The sequence below is a fragment of the Acinetobacter sp. TYF_19 genome (assembly GCF_043105125.1).
In the GTDB taxonomy this organism is placed as follows: Bacteria; Pseudomonadota; Gammaproteobacteria; order Pseudomonadales; family Moraxellaceae; genus Acinetobacter; species Acinetobacter johnsonii.
Window position 1 is genome coordinate 39,164 of the sequence record NZ_JBICLH010000048.1, and the last position, 17,194, is coordinate 56,357.

Consider the following 17,194-nt stretch of genomic DNA (forward strand, 5'->3'; position numbering starts at 1 on the left):
TCCGATGTACATGAGAAATGTGAGAAATTACTTTTAAAGGCACACATAAAAAAAGAAGGATCTGAATCCTTCTTTTTTTTATGAATAGTCGCGTACTTTAGACTTTGCCACGGGATAAAAATCCGACAATCGCTAGAATCACAGCAATCACCAATAAAATAATCGCAAAGTCTTTGGATAAACCTGCTACGCCGCCAAAACCAAGTAAACTTGCAATCAGTGCAATCACTGCGAAGATAATCGCCCAACGAAACATAATTTTTCTCCATAGATGTTCTTATTTATTACTCTATTAGTATAGAAAGAAGGTTCGGACACACTGTGTTGCTTTTGTTTAAAAAGTGTTCTGTTTGTATTTTAAGTTTATGAATATGATGTAAATATTGACACTTTAGATAGCTCTGAAAGCCATGTGACTATAGGTTATAATAGTGCATTCAGTTTTATTGGCAGTGGTTATGTCCAACGAATTAAGACCAGAGTTTTGGAAGCATTATGCGCTCACTGAGCTACGTTCAGCAGAGTGGGAAGCGTTGTGTGATGGTTGTGGTCTATGCTGTCTGGTGAAACTTGAAGATGAAGAAAGCCAAGAAGTCGCCTATACCAAAGTGGCCTGTAAACTGCTGGACTGTCAAACGGCCAGTTGTCGGGATTATCCGAACCGAAAGCAGCATGTGCCCGATTGTATCCAGCTTACGCCCGAACTTTTAGACACGATTCATTGGTTACCACCGAGCTGTGCTTACCGTCGTCTGCATGAAGGTAAAAATTTGCCCAGATGGCACTATTTGAACACGGGCTCACGTCAAAGTATTCTGAAAGCGAAAAAGTCTGCAGCAGGACGCTGTATTTCTGAAGAAGAGATTCAGGATGACGACATCGAAGACTATATTGTGCGTTGGTTTCGCTAGCCGATAAAAGCACAATCAAATTGCATGAAAAGCTTGTGTCATTTGCCTGAATTTGCCATAACATAAGCATTCGATGAACGCATGATAAGTCCTAGCCCTATGTCCGATAGCAATATTCCACTGCCTGAACGTTTACGCCCGCGTGATTTATCTGAAATTATTGGGCAGGATCACTTATTGGGTGAGCAGGCACCGCTCCGCCAAATGATCGATCAAGGGCATTTGCCATCGATTATTTTTTGGGGGCCGCCAGGCGTGGGGAAAACCACCATTGCTTTACTGTTGGCGCAAGCAATCGACCGACCATTTGTCAGTCTATCTGCACTCAATACGGGGGTTAAAGAGCTCCGTGAGATCATTGCCGATGGCGGAGATTTAATGCCACCTGTGGTGTTTATTGATGAAATTCATCGCTTTAACAAATCACAGCAAGATGCCTTACTGAATGCTGTGGAGAAAGGCAAAATTACCCTCATTGGTGCCACCACCGAGAATCCTTCTTTTGAAGTCAACAGTGCATTGTTGTCGCGTTGTCAGGTCTATACCTTAAATGCACTCGATGCCGATGCGATTCAAATTTTATTATTGCAAGCAATTAAAAGCGATCCGTTTTTAAAAGAGCGTTATATTCAAATTGAAGAATTTGAAGCACTGGTGCAGTTTGCCGCAGGTGATGCCCGTAAAGCCTTGAATTTAATTGAACTCATTGCGGGCACCTTCGAACCTGACGTTGAAAATATCGTGACCAATGCAATGGTGGTCAAAGTTGCACAGCAAAATATCGCCCGTTATGACAAATCGGGTGAGCAGCATTATGATTTGGTGTCGGCTTTTATTAAGTCAATTCGAGGGAGTGATCCTGATGCCACTTTGTATTGGATGGCACGTATGCTCAAAGGTGGTGAAGATCCCGTTTTTATTGCCCGTCGGATGTTGATTGCAGCCTCTGAGGACATTGGTAACTCAAACCCCAATGCACTGCTGCTTGCTGGAGAATGCTTCCGTTCTGTTCAAGCGGTGGGCATGCCAGAGTGTCGAATTATTCTTGGGCAGTGTGCGGTGTATTTGGCGACCAGTGCCAAAAGTAACAGTACTTATCTTGCGATCAACAAAGCGTTGGATTTGGCCGAGAAAACAGCGAATTTACCTGTGCCGCTGCATTTAAGAAATGCACCGACCAAGTTGATGAAAGAGCAGGGCTATGGCGTCGACTACTTGTATCCGCACAACTATCCAGAGCATTTTGTGATGCAAGAATATTTACCTCCTGAGCTCAAAGGAACCAAACTTTATGAGTCGGCACGCAATAAGCGTGAGGTTGAGGGTGAGCGTTTACAGCAACGCCGTTGGCAACAAGAACAGCAACAGCAGCAGTAATAAAAAGCCTGATGAAAAAATCAGGCTTTTGTTTTTTGAGGCTTAGGATTTAGTCACATTCATTGAGCAGTTTTTTCTTTAAGCACTGTAGCGTTTTATGTTCCGATGTGCGTATTCATCAATTTTAATGCCGCAGGTAACACAGCGGCTAATAAAGCGATTGCCATTGTGATGTTAAAGCTCAAGGCAAAGCGCGGTTTCATCAGATATTGGCGTAAGAAAAGACCACCGACTGCCCAAACCCCGACACATGGAATGCCGGGACTAAACACGGATGAAGTCACAGAGTGTCATACCATTACAGGCTCGGTTGAGTATTTGCTCAGGGTTGAAGTGGCAGACATTAAGTCTTATAAAAAGTTTCATACCGATGTTTTAGGAACGATTTCATCCATTAGCTCGATCACCAGTTTTTTGGTGATGGATACCACTAAAAATCGATACACCAATCTATAAAAGCTTAGGTGGAAAGGTAAAAAAACCGAGCGAAATGGCTCGGTTTTTTATCTGAATGCATATAGTTTCGCGGGATCATATCAAACGAGGCGCTTTATCTTTTTAACTAAGCATTGAGTGTTGAATCATTGCTGCACCAAGCTCTTGAAGACTATTCAATTATTTAAAGTTACCCTCTAAAAACTGTTGCAGGCGTTCACTTTTGGGGTGAATCAAAACTTCTTTTGGATCACCTTGTTCTTCAATTTTGCCTTGATCTAAGAAAATGACATGGTTGGACACATGGCGTGCGAAGCCCATTTCATGGGTGACCACAATCATGGTTCGGCCTTCTTCAGCCAAACTTTGCATCACTTTCAACACCTCACCCACCAGTTCAGGATCTAGAGCACTGGTCGGTTCATCAAACAACATCACTTACGGCTCCATTGCTAAGGCACGGGCAATTGCGACACGCTGTTGTTGTCCTCCTGACAAAAAAGACGGATATTTCTTTTCGACACTTTCAGCAAGCCCAACTTTTCTTAAGTATTTTCGTGCACGCTCTTCCGCCTCACTCCGCTTTAGCCCCAAGACATGAATGGGTCCTTCAATAATATTTTCTAATACCGTCATATGCGACCATAAATTGAAATGTTGAAACACCATCATCAGTTGGGTGCGCATTTTTTGTAGTTGTTTGGGATTTTTTGCTTTGAGATTGCCATTTTTATCCAAGCTAGTCTCTAACTGCTCACCATTGAGCTGAATGCTGCCTTGGCTCGGTTGTTCTAGAAAATTGATGCAACGAAGAAAGGTACTTTTACCCGAACCCGAGGAACCAATAATACTAATCACATCACCTGCGCGTGCCTCAAGTGAAACCCCTTTTAAGACTTCATGATCGCCAAAACTTTTACAAAGGTCTCGAATCACCAGTTTTGCTGAATTTTCCATTGTTTCTCCTAATGATTCGATGGTTTTAAAAACGCCAACCAGCGTTGTTCCAATTTACGAAAGATCCAAATGAGGATAAATGCCAGACAGGCATACAGCACAGCGGCAATGCCAAAGGCATCAAACGTGGCATAAGTGGCAGCATTGACATCCCGTGCAATTTTGAGAATATCAGGCACGGTTGCAGTGAAGGCAATGGTGGTTGCATGCAGCATCAAAATGACTTCATTACCATAAAACGGCAATGCTCGACGTAGCATAGATGGAATAATAATGCGGGTATAGCGTTTCCAAGGCGACATTCCAAAGGCTTTTGCCGCCTCAATTTCGCCGTAGGGAATCGAACGTATCGCCCCTGCAAAAATTTCAGTGGTATAAGCTGCTGTATTGAGTGCAAACGCTAAAATGGTGCAATTAAGCCCTTCTCTAAAGAATTCATCGAGCCGTTCATGGGCATGCACAAATTCGAGACTATAAATCCCAGTATAAATAATCAGTAGCTGCACATATAAGGGCGTACCACGGAAAATATAGGTAAAAAACCAAACAGGTCCACGTACAAAAGCATGCTCAGAAACTCGAGCAATTGACAAAGGCACAGCCAGAACAAAACCAATCGCAATCGATAAGACCAGTAGCCATGCGGTCATGGCGACCCCAGTCATTTGAAAACCATCGGTCCACAGATAGGACTGCCAGTATTGTTGAATAATTTCAATCATAGTTGTCCCTTTTTCACACCAGCAGAATAACGACGTTCCAACCACATGAGAATCAAATTCGAAAGGGTGGTGATGGCCAGATAAATGACGGCTGCAACAATACTGAAATAGAACACTTGCATGCTGCTTCGACCTGCATCTTGGGTAATTTTGACGATGTCGGTTAAACCAATTAAGGACACCAAGGCAGTAGCTTTGATGAGGACTTGCCAGTTATTGCCAATCCCCGGTAAGGCAAAACGCATCATTTGTGGAAAGAGAACACGCCTGAAGACTTGAAATGGGGTCATGCCATAGGCATATGCAGCTTCAAGTTGACCTTTGGGGACGGCTTGAAATGCGCCACGGAAGGTTTCCGTAAAATAGGCCCCATAAATAAAGGCTAAAGTAATCACCCCTGCCACAAAGGGATTGATGTCAATTTGCTCCATATGGATCGATTCGGTAATCGAGTTCAATCCAAGTTGCAGGCTATAGAACAACAACAACATGATCACCAGATCAGGAACACTACGAATGAGCGTGGTATAGAGGGTTGCAACATGACGTAAGATTTTAATACGAGAGAGTTTGGCACTTGCCCCAAACAAGCCAATAATGATCGAAAGCACCAGTGATAACAAAGCAAGCTGTATGGTCATCCAAGTGCCACTGAGTAATACGGGACCATAGCCAGACAGAAACATACTCAGTTTCTCCGAGTAAAAATATAAAATTTTATAAATCAGCAGTATATAAAAAGTGTCGGTGTTGAACCGACACCCTATAAATTAATAAATGCTGAAAGAGAAGTATTTTTTCTCGAGTTTCTTATAGGTGCCGTCTGCAATAATTTCAGCTAACGCTTTATCAATATTCTTTTTCAGATCGACATCTTCTTTACGTAAGCCGATTGCAGCCCCTACACCGAGTGTTTTGGCATCGACCACATTATTGCCTGCAAAAGCAAAGCCTTTGCCTTTGGCCGATTTTAGGAAACCAGTATCGACCATAATCGCATCTTGTAATGTTGCATCTAGGCGTCCCGAAACCATGTCTTGGTAAAGCACATCTTGGTTTGGATAAGGAACCACATTCACACCTTTAGGTGCCCAATAGGCTTTTGCATAGCCTTCTTGAATCGTACCTTGTTGTACACCCACACGTTTGCCTTTTAGGGATGCAGGAGTAGGGAGTAAAGGAGAGCCTTTCTTCGCGACCATACGGGTAGGCGTGTTGTAAATTTTATTGCTAAATGCGATTTGTTTTGCGCGATCCGTAGTAACCGTCATTGAAGACAAAATACCGTCGAACTTTTTCGCTTTGAGCGCAGGAATCATCCCATCAAAGGAGTTTTCTACCCATACACATTTGGCTTTTAATTTGGCACAAATGGCATTGCCCAAGTCGATGTCAAAACCGACCAGCTTATTGTCTGGTGTTTTATATTCAAAAGGTGCATATGCGGATTCTGTGCCAAAACGAATGGTTTTCCATTCTTTTGCTTGGACAGTACTGCTCAGTGCTACGGCTACGAATGTAGTGGAAAGTAGTAATTTTTTTTGCCAGTTTTTCATTTTAAATATAGCCATCCGTAAAAAAAATCTTAGAAATAAGACGAAGATAGAACTTACCCTACTGAGTACTTTTGAATAAAAGCAACATCTATACCAGTTTTCTGCTCTTAGGGGATCGATGGATCTTGTCGCCATGAGAGATGAGGAAATAAGGGTATTTTTTCGGCTGGAATAATTTTTATCTGAGAACGTCCTGTTCATATGTTTTTATCATATTAAAAAACAAATTCAATACATAGTTGAAATATACCGAAAGTCTTGTGCGCTATGGCGTACAGGAATGTTGTTTTATTCGCAGCAATTTTATGTTCTGGCTAGCTATTATTGGCGCTGAGTCACCTATAAAAAAACCGAGCGATTAAGCTCGGTTTTTTTGAATCTGTAACTGATTAGATATCAGAAAGGTCGATACCTAAACGTGCAGCAACTTCTTCATAAGCTTCAACCACACCACCTAAACCTTGACGGAAACGGTCTTTGTCGAGTTTTTTCTTGGTTTCTTTGTCCCATAGACGACAACCGTCTGGAGAGAACTCATCACCAAGAACAATACGGTCGTGGAATACGCCAAACTCAAGTTTGAAGTCCACAAGTAGCATGCCACCTTGGTCAAATAAGTTTTTAAGAACTTCGTTCACTTGGTAAGTGAGGACTTTCATTTGCTCAAGTTGCTCAGCAGTTGCCCAACCTAAAGCAATCGCTTGAGACTCATTGACCATTGGGTCACCAAGCGCATCATCTTTGAAGAATAATTCGAAAGTCGGCGGTGTTAATTCCTTGCCTTCTTCTACACCTAAGCGACGGCATAAAGAACCTGCTGCATAATTACGAATTACACATTCAACAGGGATCATGCTGAGTTTTTTCACTAGAACTTCTGTTGGAGAAAGAAGTTTTTCAAAGTGAGTCTCAATGCCAGCCGCAGCCAATTTATCCATGATAAAGGCGTTAAAACGGTTGTTCACCTTACCTTTACGATCTAGTTGTTCGATCTTTTCACCATTGAATGCCGAAGCATCATCACGAAAGACTAAAATCAGGTGGTCTGCACTGTCTGTTTCATAGACAGATTTCGCTTTACCAGTATAGAGCAAGGTTTGTTTTAACATGAGGGAACCTTTTTCAAAAAAAAATGCCTAGTACGACTAGGCTGGCCAATTTTGGTAAATCTGGGTTAACAATTCTGTGGCTTTTTCAGGCGCTGCAAAACTGTTATCGGCATTGAACACAGCGAGGTTGTTGCTGCTACCGACCGCGGTCAGTCTTAACACATAGACCTGTTGATCGATTTTAATGGTTGCTTCATAACCATTTTTGCTTTGACCAACAATTTGATGGTTGAGGCTGCTGAGGGTGGCAAGCGTATATTGCCAAATTGTAGCAGAATTTCCCTCAATTTTGAGCAGCGGATTCTTATTTCCGTCAATAATCAATTGAGGGCGACTCACAGCTGTATCAACTGTTTCCGTTGATTCGGCATTCGGCATGACTTGAGCTGCTTGAGGGCGCGGCATTGCAAAACGGTTTCCGCGCTTATTTTCAAGTACAGGTGCATGTTCAAGAGCGAGCGCTTCAACCGTTGGAGCTGGATACAACGGCGTTGCAGGTCGAACCATAGAGCCTTCAGGGTACTTAAGAGGTTCTAAGGTTGCTGTCTCTTTATAGTCCAAACTACCGTTATTGACTGCAAGGGAACTACAACCCGCTAAACTGACAACTGAAAGTGCGAGAGTAAGACCTAAACGTAATTGCATATTGATGTGCTCTTTATTTAATGACACCCGCTGTTGTGAGTGCTTCACGGAGCGGTGTGCGATATTGTTCTGCAAGTGGTGTTAATGGTAAACGAATACCCGTTTCGATTAACTCCATTTCATGAAGTGCCCATTTCACAGGAATTGGGTTTGATTCGCAAAATAGAATTTCGTGTAAATTTGCAACTTGGGTATTTAGGTTTTCAGCTTTTTCAGCTTCGCCTGCCAATGCTGCCGCGCAAACATCGCTCATTTCTTTGGGTGCAACGTTTGCAGTCACAGAAATATTGCCTTTTGCTCCCGACAGAATCAGTTGATAAGCCGTTGCATCATCACCTGAATAGACGGTCATCGCTTTGCCAGCAAGGCCTTCGAGCAGTGCTTGACCACGCGGGACATCACCTGTGGCATCTTTGATGCCCACAATTTGAGGAATATCGGCCAAACGAATAACTGTTTCATTCGCCATATCGACACCTGTACGACCAGGTACGTTATACAGAATTTGAGGAAGATCAACAGCTTCAGCAATAGCTTTATAGTGCTGATATAAGCCTTCTTGGGTCGGTTTATTATAATAGGGGGTAACCAGAAGAGCAGCATCTGCACCGAGTTCTTTGGCTTCTTTAGTCAACTCGATGGCTTCACGCGTTGAATTCGCGCCAGTCCCCGCAATAATCGGGATGCGTTTGTTCGCGACACGAATGATTTCTTTAATCACTTGTGTATGCTCTTTCATGCTTAGAGTAGACGCTTCACCCGTTGTACCGACAGCAACAATGCTATTTGTGCCTTGTGCGATGTGCCACTCAACGAGCTTCTCTAGACCCTTCCAATCTACGCTGCCATCTTCAAACATAGGGGTGACGATTGCGACAATTGAGCCTTGGATGGTCTGTGCTTGCTGAGTCATTTTAAAAAAATATCCTATTTGTCCATCCAGTTAGGCCAGAAAAACATAAGATTGGATGGGTGCGTATTTTAATTTATAGCATTTTCAAAGCGCTGATGCATTGAATAATGCTTATGCAAATTATGAACGAACACAACATGAAGAACAATATGCTTTAGTCAAAGTGTATAAAAACTTTATCTTTCGCTACAAAAATACAGCTTGTTCAAATGGTAGACAAAGAAAAGCATCTTATTTTGCATCTGAAAAGAGCGTTTTGTATAACCTATGGCCATGGATTAACGCATTTAAAGAAAGGATCTCTTCATCTCAATCGAGCATTAGAAGTCGATCAAACTGAATATTGGGTTATAAAGTTTTATAAACGTCAGGATTTTGCATGATTATGTGAGTTCTCTAAGTATGTGTGGCATCGTCTTTTTAACGTCATAGATCAATGTCCAACATTTTGTTCTATATTTTATTTTTGCTTCAATTTGCCGCAATACCCATTGCACTCAAGGTTGTAGTCATTTAGTTTTGACCCGCGAGGATGAATACTGTTTTATAAATTAAGCTATGCTTGGCCTTCGAGCGCAGAACAAAAAGGACAGAGAAGAATGCAGAAGAATATGGCACTGATTGTGGTGGATGTACAAAATGGTTTTACGCCTGGTGGAAATTTAGCGGTAGCAGGATCAGATCAAATTATTCCTAAAATTAATCAACTGGGGGATTATTTTGACACTATTGTACTCACCCAAGATTGGCATCCCGAAAATCATATTTCTTTTGCAGACAACTATCCCGATCAACAAGATTTTCAAACGATTGAATTGGACTATGGCACACAAGTACTCTGGCCACGTCACTGTGTACAAGGCACACAAGATGCTGAACTGCATCCTGATCTCGACCTTGCCAAAGCGCAGTTGATCATTCGTAAAGGATGTCATACTCACATTGATAGTTATTCTGCTTTTTTAGAAGCGGATCACAAAACCCAGACGGGACTCGCAGGCTATTTAAGAGAGCGTGGGATTGATACTGTGTTTATTGTTGGGATTGCAACTGACTTTTGTGTGGCATGGACAGCAATGGATGCCTGTAAACTCGGTTTTCAAACTTATGTGATTGCCGATGCCACCAAAGGCATTGATTTACATGGTTCTTTACAACATGCATGGCAAGAGATGCTGGCCCATGGTGTGAAACGTCTGTATTGCAAAGATATTGTGCAACAATATGCCGTGAACTGATGCGCTGAACCAATCGGCTCACCTCAATCACTAATATCGACATTATAAAAACATGCAGTAGGGAAGGGTCATGGGCACTTTTTTAAAATTTACCGCTTGGATTCAAAAAACCTTTGCCCTGTGGGTGGTGTTATTTGCAGGCATTGCGCTCCTAAGCCCTGAAACTTTTGTCTGGATGAAGGCTTATATCACGTGGATGTTAGGGCTGATCATGTTTGGTATGGGCATGACCATGACACTGGAAGATTTTAAAGGGGTGATGCAAAGTCCTAAAGCGGTTGCAATTGGGGTAGCGGCTCAGTTTGTGGTGATGCCAAGCGTGGCTTATCTGCTGTGCTTATTATTTCGCTTGCCGACTGAAATTGCGATCGGGGTGATTTTGGTGGGTTGCTGTCCGGGTGGCACAGCATCTAATGTGATTACTTATATGGCGAAAGGCAATACGGCTTTGTCTGTCGCATGTACCACGGTATCGACCTTATTGGCGCCTGTGTTGACTCCCGCGATTTTCTATCTGTTGGCCAGCCAATGGATTGAAATTAATGCATGGTCGATGCTGAGTTCAATTTTGCAGGTGGTGCTGTTCCCGATTATTTTAGGGCTGGTGGTACGTGCCGTGCTGAAACACAAAGTTGAAAGCTATATTTTGGTGATGCCCTTAATTTCTGTAGTGGCGATTGTGCTGATTGTGGCGGCTATTATTGGCGGCTCAAAAGCACAAATTTTAGAATCAGGCTTATTGATTTTAGCTGTGGTGGCATTACATAACGCGATTGGTTATTTACTTGGCTTTGCAGCAGCACGGATGTTTCACTTGCCACATACCGACTGTAAAGCGGTTTCGATTGAGGTCGGTATGCAAAACTCAGGACTAGGCGTGGCTTTGGCGGCTGTGCATTTTGCCGCTTCACCAATTACGGCAGTACCCAGCGCGATCTTTAGTTTGTGGCATAACATTTCAGGGCCAGTTTTAGCCAGCTATTGGGCCGCGAAAGCAGACGCTACAGCCAAGAAAAAAAGTGAAAAGGAACATATGTCGGTTTGAATACTGTACGCTGTTGCAGCTTTAAGCATAAAGTCAGGATGAATTTTCTATTTGGCATGAAGTTGTAACTAAACTGTCATAAAGACTACCTAACATCCCTGCCAAACACTTCATAACAGACTGTTGCAAACAGCATTGAGAGGGTATGGATAATTTTCAGCATTCATCGGCGACGTATTTTAACCGAGAGTTATCGTTATTTGAGTTTCATCAGCGGGTTTTAGCACAAGCATTAGATCCGAGTTTGCCAGTGCTGGAGCGTTTAACTTTTTTAATTATTTTTTCACGTAATTTAGATGAGTTTTTTGAAATTCGTATTGCGGGCTTGATGAAACAACGCGATATGAATGTGATAGCACGGACCCCTGATGCTGTTCCCACTGAAGTGATATTAGAAGACCTGTCCCAATCCATTCATCGTGCCGTCAAAAAACAGTTTGAAGTTTTAAATCATTCGATTTTGCCTGAGTTACAAGCGCAAGGTATTCAGTTCATCCAGTTCCAAGATATTTTAGAAAAACATAAAGCGTGGATTGCAGAATATTTCGCCAAAGAAATCCAACCGGTTTTGACCCCAATTAGCTTAGATCCGTCACATCCTTTTCCTCGCCTCGTGAATAAAAGTCTGAATTTCATTGTGAGTTTACAAGGTAAAGATGCTTTTGGACGGAGCATTGAGATGGCGATAGTCCCAGCGCCGCGCTCATTACCGCGTTTAATTCAGATGCCGAAAAACGTGGCAGGCAATACTGACACGCAGATTTTTTTAACTGCAATGATTCAGCAGCACATCAGCGATCTGTTTCCGGGGATGAAAGCCACGGGCTGTTATGCTTTTCGTGTGACGCGTAATGCAGATCTGATATTATCGGAAGATGTTGATGATTTGGCGGTGGCACTCAAAGATGAGCTGTCTTCACGCCGTTTTGGTCGTGCGGTGCGTTTAGAAATAGAAGATGACTGTCCCGAAGCGGTGATTGATTATTTGCTCAAGGAGTTTGATTTAACTGAGCAGGAGCTTTATCGCATTGATGGGCCGATCAATCTTTCACGCCTCAGCACCAGTTGTGACCGACCTGAATTGAAGCATCCAGTGTTTATTCCAGTCATTCCCAAAGTTTTGCGTAAACAAAAAAGTACCTTTGATACCTTAAAAGCACAGGATGTGTTGTTGCATCATCCTTTTGATTCTTTTCAGCCTGTGATTGGTTTATTAAAAGAAGCAGCGAAAGACCCAAATGTGCTGGCGATTAAACAAACCCTTTACCGCAGTGGACCTGACTCTGAAATTGTACAGGTCTTGGCAGAAGCAGCACGAAATGGCAAGGAAGTCACAGCCGTGATTGAGTTGCGGGCGCGTTTTGATGAAGAGTCGAATATTACCGTGGCGAATATTTTGCAAGAAGCTGGGGCGGTGGTGGTGTATGGCATTGTCGGTTATAAAACCCATGCCAAAATGATTTTGATCGTACGCCGTGAAAATGCTCAGTTGATCCGTTATGCCCATCTGGGCACAGGCAATTATCATGCGGGCAATGCCCGTATGTATACCGATTATGGGTTGATGACTACACAGCCTGATATTTGTGAAGATGTACACCGTATGTTCCAAGAACTGACGGGGATGGGCAAAATGGCCAAGTTGAAGGCGTTGTTACATGCACCTTTTACGTTACACAGTGAACTGTTAAAACTGATTGAGCAAGAAATTCAGTTTGCGCAAGTCGGTCAAAAGGCGCGTATCATCATTAAAGTCAATGCCTTGACAGAGCCTCAGTTAATTGCTGCACTGTATCGTGCATCACAAGCGGGGGTACAGGTTGATCTGATTATCCGTTCGATCTGCTGTTTGATTCCACAGGTCCAAGGCATGTCTGAGAATATTCGTGTGCGTTCGATTGTGGGCCGTTTTCTGGAACATACCCGCGTGTATTGTTTTGAGCATGGCGGTGAGAAAAAGCTGTACTGTGCCAGCGCAGATTGGATGGGGCGTAATTTATTTTCGCGGGTGGAAACTTGCTTTCCAATATTAGATCGAGTTTTGAAAAAGCAGATTTATAAAGACGGATTAATCAGTTACTTAAATGATTGTTTGAATGCTTGGGAGCTACAAGCCGATGGTCGTTGGCTTAAAGTGGCCTGTACCGATCCAGAGCAAAGGTATAGTGCGCAGCAACATTTGATTGCGCAGAAGCAACTCAAAATTTAACAGTTACCATAAAAAAGCCTGACACATGTCAGGCTTTTTTATGGTTGGACTTAGTTAAGAGGCTTTAGATTGTTTTGCTTTTAAAATTTCCGTTCTTAAGCTTTGCGCCAACTCTGCAGATTCAGCACCCATGCCATTGACCATAAAGGCATGGCGGGTCAAGACATTGGTTGGATTAGGTAAATTCACCAGTTGGTAACTTTCAGAAATGTCTTTCAATAATTCGTTGCTTAAATGTATGGCACTTTCTTTGGCCGATAACTGTTGGACCAAACGCTCAGCAGCTTGATTTGCAGACAGCTGCATTGCATCGACTGCGGTTGAAATGCCACAACGCGTTTGCAAAACAAAGCGTTTTTCTTCGCGGTAACGTTTATACAAAACCTCAGATAGCAGTTGGAACACACTGCTGATCATCATTAAACACGGCACTGCATTGGGTGTGTCTGTCGACATGCTGAGGGTGGCACCATGCTCATTAAAGGATTGAACTGTAGTGATGTCCGTGCTGTTGAGTTTGTAGTGTTTTAAACACAGTTCTGTACTTTTATTGAGGAAAATCTGACACAAATTAAAGTATGGAATAGACACGGTTGTATTCACCGAGTCCATCAGCTGTTTCGGGTCGTAGAATTGAATATTGAGCGCAACCGAATGATTATCCACGATTACGGGTTTCTGCTCTTTAGGCTTCGCACTGGTTTTGATTTGTTGTTGTGCTTGGGCAATCGCGACCGCTGTATGGTGTTTTTCCTGTTCAAGGGTTTGGGTTAAAACTTGAATTTCATGTTTTAAGCGGGATTCGTTATTGATCCGTGCCAAATATTCGGTACGGCTTGGACGCGCAATGGCGCGATAAGCTAACCACAGTAAACCATGAATCGTTAAGGACAATAAAATCGCTAACCACTGAGTACGTAAAATTTCACCCATACTTGGTTTAATGAGGGTGATTTCAATGCTACCCACTTTCTTTTCATTTTGCAGCGCATCACGGACAAATACTTCGCCATCACGTGTTCGAACTTGGCCACCTGTCGCTAGGACTTGATTGTTGGCATCCAAAATACGAATGGAAGCTACACTTGGATTGGTCGCATAGCGATCCACCAAAAGCGCAAGGGAAACCGTGTTGGCAGGCTCCAGCTCTGCAAGACTGTCTGTGACCAATTGAGAGGTCATCAGTTGGCCTTGGTTGGCACGGTTTTCATTCAGTTGATGAGTCGTTGCCAATACCAATAAAAAGGTATGTAAAGCAAAACTTACAATTAATAGGCTAGCAAATAGCCCTTGTCTAGGCGCATTCAACGTAAACTTCCAAAGAAAATATATTCAATTTCGATTATGATTCTAACAATAGTCGTAGCTCAGACCCGAGTCAATTCATGCGAGAAATCATTCTTATTTCATTTTTAGGACCAGACCAACCTAATCAGTTCACTCGATTAATGCAGGTATTGTCCACTCATTCATTACAAATTTTAGATGTCGGACAAGCAGTTATTCATAACCAATTGACCTTAGGTATTGTTATTTCTTCAGACGACCAAACCGCAACAGCTTTGGCGATGAAGGAAATTCTAATTTTAGCACATGATATTGGTTTAACTGTACGTTTTAAACCAATCACTACAACTGAATATGACCAGTGGGTGAGTGAAGGTGGGCGGACGCGTTATATAGTCACAGCTTTGGCGCCAGAGCTTGAAGCGTCTCACTTACAAGCAGTTACAAATATTGTGTCTAACCAAGGTTTCAACATCGAAACTGTGACCCGTTTGTCAGGTCGTCCAGTCTTAAATGGCGAAGTCGATGGGCCGAAACGCGCCTGTGTTCAATTTGGTTTAAGTGGTCAAATGCTGGATGCCGCAGCCATGCGTGCAGCTTGTTTACGTTTGTCACATGAACTGAATGTCGATGTAGCGGTACAAGAAGACAATGCCTACCGTCGTAACCGCCGTTTGGTGTGTTTTGACATGGACTCGACCTTAATCGAGCAAGAAGTGATTGATGAGTTGGCGATTGAAGCGGGTGTCGGTGCACAAGTCGCTGAAATTACGGAACGTGCAATGCAGGGTGAGCTAGATTTCCAACAAAGCTTTCGTGCACGTGTCGCACTGCTCAAAGGGATGGATGCCTCTGTCCTACCTAAAATTGCAGAACGTCTGACCGTTACAGAAGGTGCTGAACGCTTAATTTCAACTTTAAAAGCATTAGGCTACCGCACGGCTATTTTATCAGGTGGTTTTCAGTACTTTGCAGAGTATCTACAAGCCAAACTTGGTATTGATGAAGTCCATGCCAATGTCTTAGACGTTGAAAATGGGTTGGTGACGGGCGAAGTTAAAGGTCACATTGTCGATGGTGCACGTAAGGCATTATTATTACGTGAGTTAGCCGATAAGATGGGCATTTCTCTTGAGCAAGCGATTGCGGTGGGCGATGGTGCGAACGATTTACCGATGCTGTCGATTGCTGGCCTAGGTGTAGCTTTCCGTGCGAAACCGCTGGTGAGACAAAACGCCAATCAAGCTATTTCAAGTGTCGGCTTAGATGGGGTGTTGTATTTATTAGGTGTGCACGATAAAGACTTAAATCGTGCTTAAAGCATCTCGGTGTTATCAAAAACGCAGCCTTTGAGCTGCGTTTTTTTGTTGCAAATTTAAGCGAAAAACGATGAGCGGTCAGTGAAAAATGTCGATAAAAACAACGATCAACAGAATTGGAAAAAATATTTTTAAGCGCTGAAAATACGGGTTTTATTTTGTAATGACACGCCAAGACTGAGCGCGTCTTTGTTTTGGAAAAGTTCAAATCTAAAAAAATGTAATGACAATATAATATGGCGACAAGGTATGTCGCATTCTAAAAATACAAGCCTTTTTTTCTTTTCAAAACTGCTCATAATGCATGCATAGAGTTTGAAAGCTACACAATCCATTAATTTTAAACGGTATCGGGGATGAGTTCAGCACAGTGTACCAGTTGCCTGAATTTATCTTAGACGGAGGTTTTTATGGTAACAGCGAATTTAGCAACCATCGTTGGCTTAAGTTTAGTCGCCGCTGCGTTGATTGCTGTTTTCTTTTCGCCTTATCGTCGCTGGTTGAGTTTTATGGTGGCGGGTATGGTGTTTTGGGGAATATTGGAAGTCATTCGCCTAGGTGTGCAAGCAGTGTTTGAAATGCCGATCACTTATAGCTACTTAACTGCTTTAACTTCAGCGATGCTTATTGTGACGATGTTACTTTTACGTGAAGACCGTCGCGCAGAACGTGCACTGGCGCAGCGCCGTTGTATTGAACATACACCTGTATATGAAGATGACCAACAGCAGTGTTCTAGCCGCTAAGTCATAACCTCATACCGTAAAAGAAGATGCCTAGAGCATCTTTTTTACGTTCTTACATGATTGTTATACAAAGCCTAGCAGTAAAAATGGCAACTTATGGTAGCATTGAAAACAGTCAATTTATCAACAATTACAATAGGCTTTCATGTCATGAAACTATCTTCAATTCCTGTGGTTAAACTTCCATTGGTTGATGTCAGCACGGATCCGCTGGATTTAATGGTTACAGGTTTGGCACTTCGTATGAAACAGCTGGCACGTACCAGTCCAAAATTTATTGAATTAGTTCATGAACGTCAGTTCCGTATTCAAATTGGTACGGATCTGGGTATGGCACGCCAAATTATTGTGAACAATGGTCAGATTGATACCGTTTCAGGTGATGCCGAAAAAGCAGATTTTATTTTACAGTTTGCGGACAGTGAGCAGGGTGTGAAAACTTTAATCAAAGGCGACCCAACCGCATTTATGACGGGCATGCAAAACGGCAGTATTAAAATGGAAGGTGATTTTGGTCTATTGGTTTGGTTCAACCAAGTTGCAAAATTGGTTCCACCAAAGTTACCAAAGCCTGTGAAAGCAAAAATTAAAGCCGCGCGCGCGTTTTTGAAAGAAAAAACGGGTAAGTAAAAAGATTTTTTAAACGTCTCGATTTCTGCTCCTTTATAAAAGGCAGATTGAGCACCATGCATAAAAAAGCCCTCGATAAAGGGCTTTTTTATGCA

At 42.7% G+C, this 17,194-nt stretch carries 17 protein-coding genes and 1 pseudogene; 9 read left to right on the forward strand and 9 right to left on the reverse strand.

Going from position 1 to position 17,194, the window contains the following annotated elements:
- Positions 1-97: 97 nt before the first annotated feature.
- On the reverse strand, positions 98-256 hold the full coding sequence (locus ACF8FD_RS06100; RefSeq protein WP_004647174.1) for a DUF1328 domain-containing protein: 159 nt from the start codon (positions 254-256) through the stop codon (positions 98-100).
- A gap of 202 nt (positions 257-458) precedes the next feature.
- On the opposite strand from ACF8FD_RS06100, the gene ACF8FD_RS06105 reads away from it, so the two are divergent.
- The 3 genes from ACF8FD_RS06105 (at position 459) to ACF8FD_RS06115 (ending at position 2,744) form a co-directional block, all read left to right on the forward strand.
- Positions 459-911: a YcgN family cysteine cluster protein gene (locus ACF8FD_RS06105; protein WP_130235501.1), complete on the forward strand. Its 453-nt coding sequence runs from the start codon at positions 459-461 to the stop codon at positions 909-911.
- A 99-nt stretch (positions 912-1,010) separates the two neighbouring features.
- Positions 1,011-2,288 carry a replication-associated recombination protein A gene (locus tag ACF8FD_RS06110; RefSeq protein WP_130235500.1) on the forward strand — a complete coding sequence of 426 codons (1,278 nt, stop codon included), beginning with the start codon at positions 1,011-1,013 and terminating at the stop codon, positions 2,286-2,288.
- Between the two features lie 105 nt (positions 2,289-2,393).
- Positions 2,394-2,744: an Lrp/AsnC ligand binding domain-containing protein gene (locus tag ACF8FD_RS06115; protein WP_207778855.1), complete on the forward strand. Its 351-nt coding sequence runs from the start codon at positions 2,394-2,396 to the stop codon at positions 2,742-2,744.
- A 159-nt stretch (positions 2,745-2,903) separates the two neighbouring features.
- Here the strand turns inward: ACF8FD_RS06115 and ACF8FD_RS06120 are convergent.
- The 7 genes and pseudogenes from ACF8FD_RS06120 to dapA all read right to left on the reverse strand — a co-directional run bounded on the left by ACF8FD_RS06120 (position 2,904) and on the right by dapA (position 8,625).
- Positions 2,904-3,680 (reverse strand): annotated as a pseudogene (locus ACF8FD_RS06120) (ABC transporter ATP-binding protein).
- 8 nt (positions 3,681-3,688) lie between these two features.
- A complete protein-coding gene (locus ACF8FD_RS06125; RefSeq protein WP_004691821.1) occupies positions 3,689-4,402 on the reverse strand; it encodes an ABC transporter permease in 714 nt (237 codons plus the stop codon).
- Complete coding sequence (locus ACF8FD_RS06130; RefSeq protein WP_104221696.1) at positions 4,399-5,088, reverse strand: ABC transporter permease; 690 nt, start codon at positions 5,086-5,088, stop codon at positions 4,399-4,401. Before ACF8FD_RS06130 ends, ACF8FD_RS06125 begins: the two co-directional genes overlap by 4 nt.
- An 84-nt stretch (positions 5,089-5,172) precedes the next feature.
- The gene (locus ACF8FD_RS06135; protein WP_104221695.1) at positions 5,173-5,958 is read right to left on the reverse strand and encodes an ABC transporter substrate-binding protein; all 786 of its coding nucleotides are present in this window, start codon (positions 5,956-5,958) and stop codon (positions 5,173-5,175) included.
- Positions 5,959-6,347: 389 nt separating this feature from the next.
- A complete protein-coding gene (gene purC / locus ACF8FD_RS06140) occupies positions 6,348-7,067 on the reverse strand; it encodes a phosphoribosylaminoimidazolesuccinocarboxamide synthase (RefSeq protein ID WP_004691818.1) in 720 nt (239 codons plus the stop codon).
- A gap of 36 nt (positions 7,068-7,103) precedes the next feature.
- Positions 7,104-7,712 (reverse strand): hypothetical protein, encoded by a 609-nt coding sequence (locus ACF8FD_RS06145; protein ID WP_063454368.1) that lies wholly within the window; start codon positions 7,710-7,712, stop codon positions 7,104-7,106.
- A 13-nt stretch (positions 7,713-7,725) separates the two neighbouring features.
- Positions 7,726-8,625, reverse strand: a complete 900-nt coding sequence (dapA, locus tag ACF8FD_RS06150) for a 4-hydroxy-tetrahydrodipicolinate synthase (protein WP_004691815.1) — start codon at positions 8,623-8,625, stop codon at positions 7,726-7,728.
- A gap of 599 nt (positions 8,626-9,224) precedes the next feature.
- Here dapA and pncA point away from each other — a divergent pair.
- The 3 genes from pncA to ppk1 all read left to right on the forward strand — a co-directional run bounded on the left by pncA (position 9,225) and on the right by ppk1 (position 13,117).
- The gene (pncA, locus tag ACF8FD_RS06155) at positions 9,225-9,863 is read left to right on the forward strand and encodes a bifunctional nicotinamidase/pyrazinamidase (protein ID WP_234304320.1); all 639 of its coding nucleotides are present in this window, start codon (positions 9,225-9,227) and stop codon (positions 9,861-9,863) included.
- Positions 9,864-9,933: 70 nt separating this feature from the next.
- Positions 9,934-10,908 (forward strand): bile acid:sodium symporter family protein, encoded by a 975-nt coding sequence (locus ACF8FD_RS06160; RefSeq protein ID WP_130235497.1) that lies wholly within the window; start codon positions 9,934-9,936, stop codon positions 10,906-10,908.
- 145 nt (positions 10,909-11,053) lie between these two features.
- Positions 11,054-13,117, forward strand: a complete 2,064-nt coding sequence (gene ppk1 / locus ACF8FD_RS06165; protein WP_234304321.1) for a polyphosphate kinase 1 — start codon at positions 11,054-11,056, stop codon at positions 13,115-13,117.
- Between the two features lie 54 nt (positions 13,118-13,171).
- Here ppk1 and ACF8FD_RS06170 read toward each other — a convergent pair whose 3' ends face one another.
- Positions 13,172-14,425: a hypothetical protein gene (locus ACF8FD_RS06170; RefSeq protein ID WP_234304322.1), complete on the reverse strand. Its 1,254-nt coding sequence runs from the start codon at positions 14,423-14,425 to the stop codon at positions 13,172-13,174.
- A gap of 77 nt (positions 14,426-14,502) precedes the next feature.
- On the opposite strand from ACF8FD_RS06170, the gene serB reads away from it, so the two are divergent.
- The 3 genes from serB (at position 14,503) to ACF8FD_RS06185 (ending at position 17,099) form a co-directional block, all read left to right on the forward strand.
- Entirely contained in the window at positions 14,503-15,723 is a 1,221-nt protein-coding gene (gene serB, locus ACF8FD_RS06175) for a phosphoserine phosphatase SerB (RefSeq protein ID WP_063454374.1), read from the forward strand.
- 410 nt (positions 15,724-16,133) lie between these two features.
- The gene (aciT, locus tag ACF8FD_RS06180; protein ID WP_004691806.1) at positions 16,134-16,469 is read left to right on the forward strand and encodes a ciprofloxacin tolerance protein AciT; all 336 of its coding nucleotides are present in this window, start codon (positions 16,134-16,136) and stop codon (positions 16,467-16,469) included.
- 150 nt (positions 16,470-16,619) lie between these two features.
- Positions 16,620-17,099: an SCP2 sterol-binding domain-containing protein gene (locus ACF8FD_RS06185; RefSeq protein WP_004691804.1), complete on the forward strand. Its 480-nt coding sequence runs from the start codon at positions 16,620-16,622 to the stop codon at positions 17,097-17,099.
- Positions 17,100-17,194: the final 95 nt, after the last annotated feature.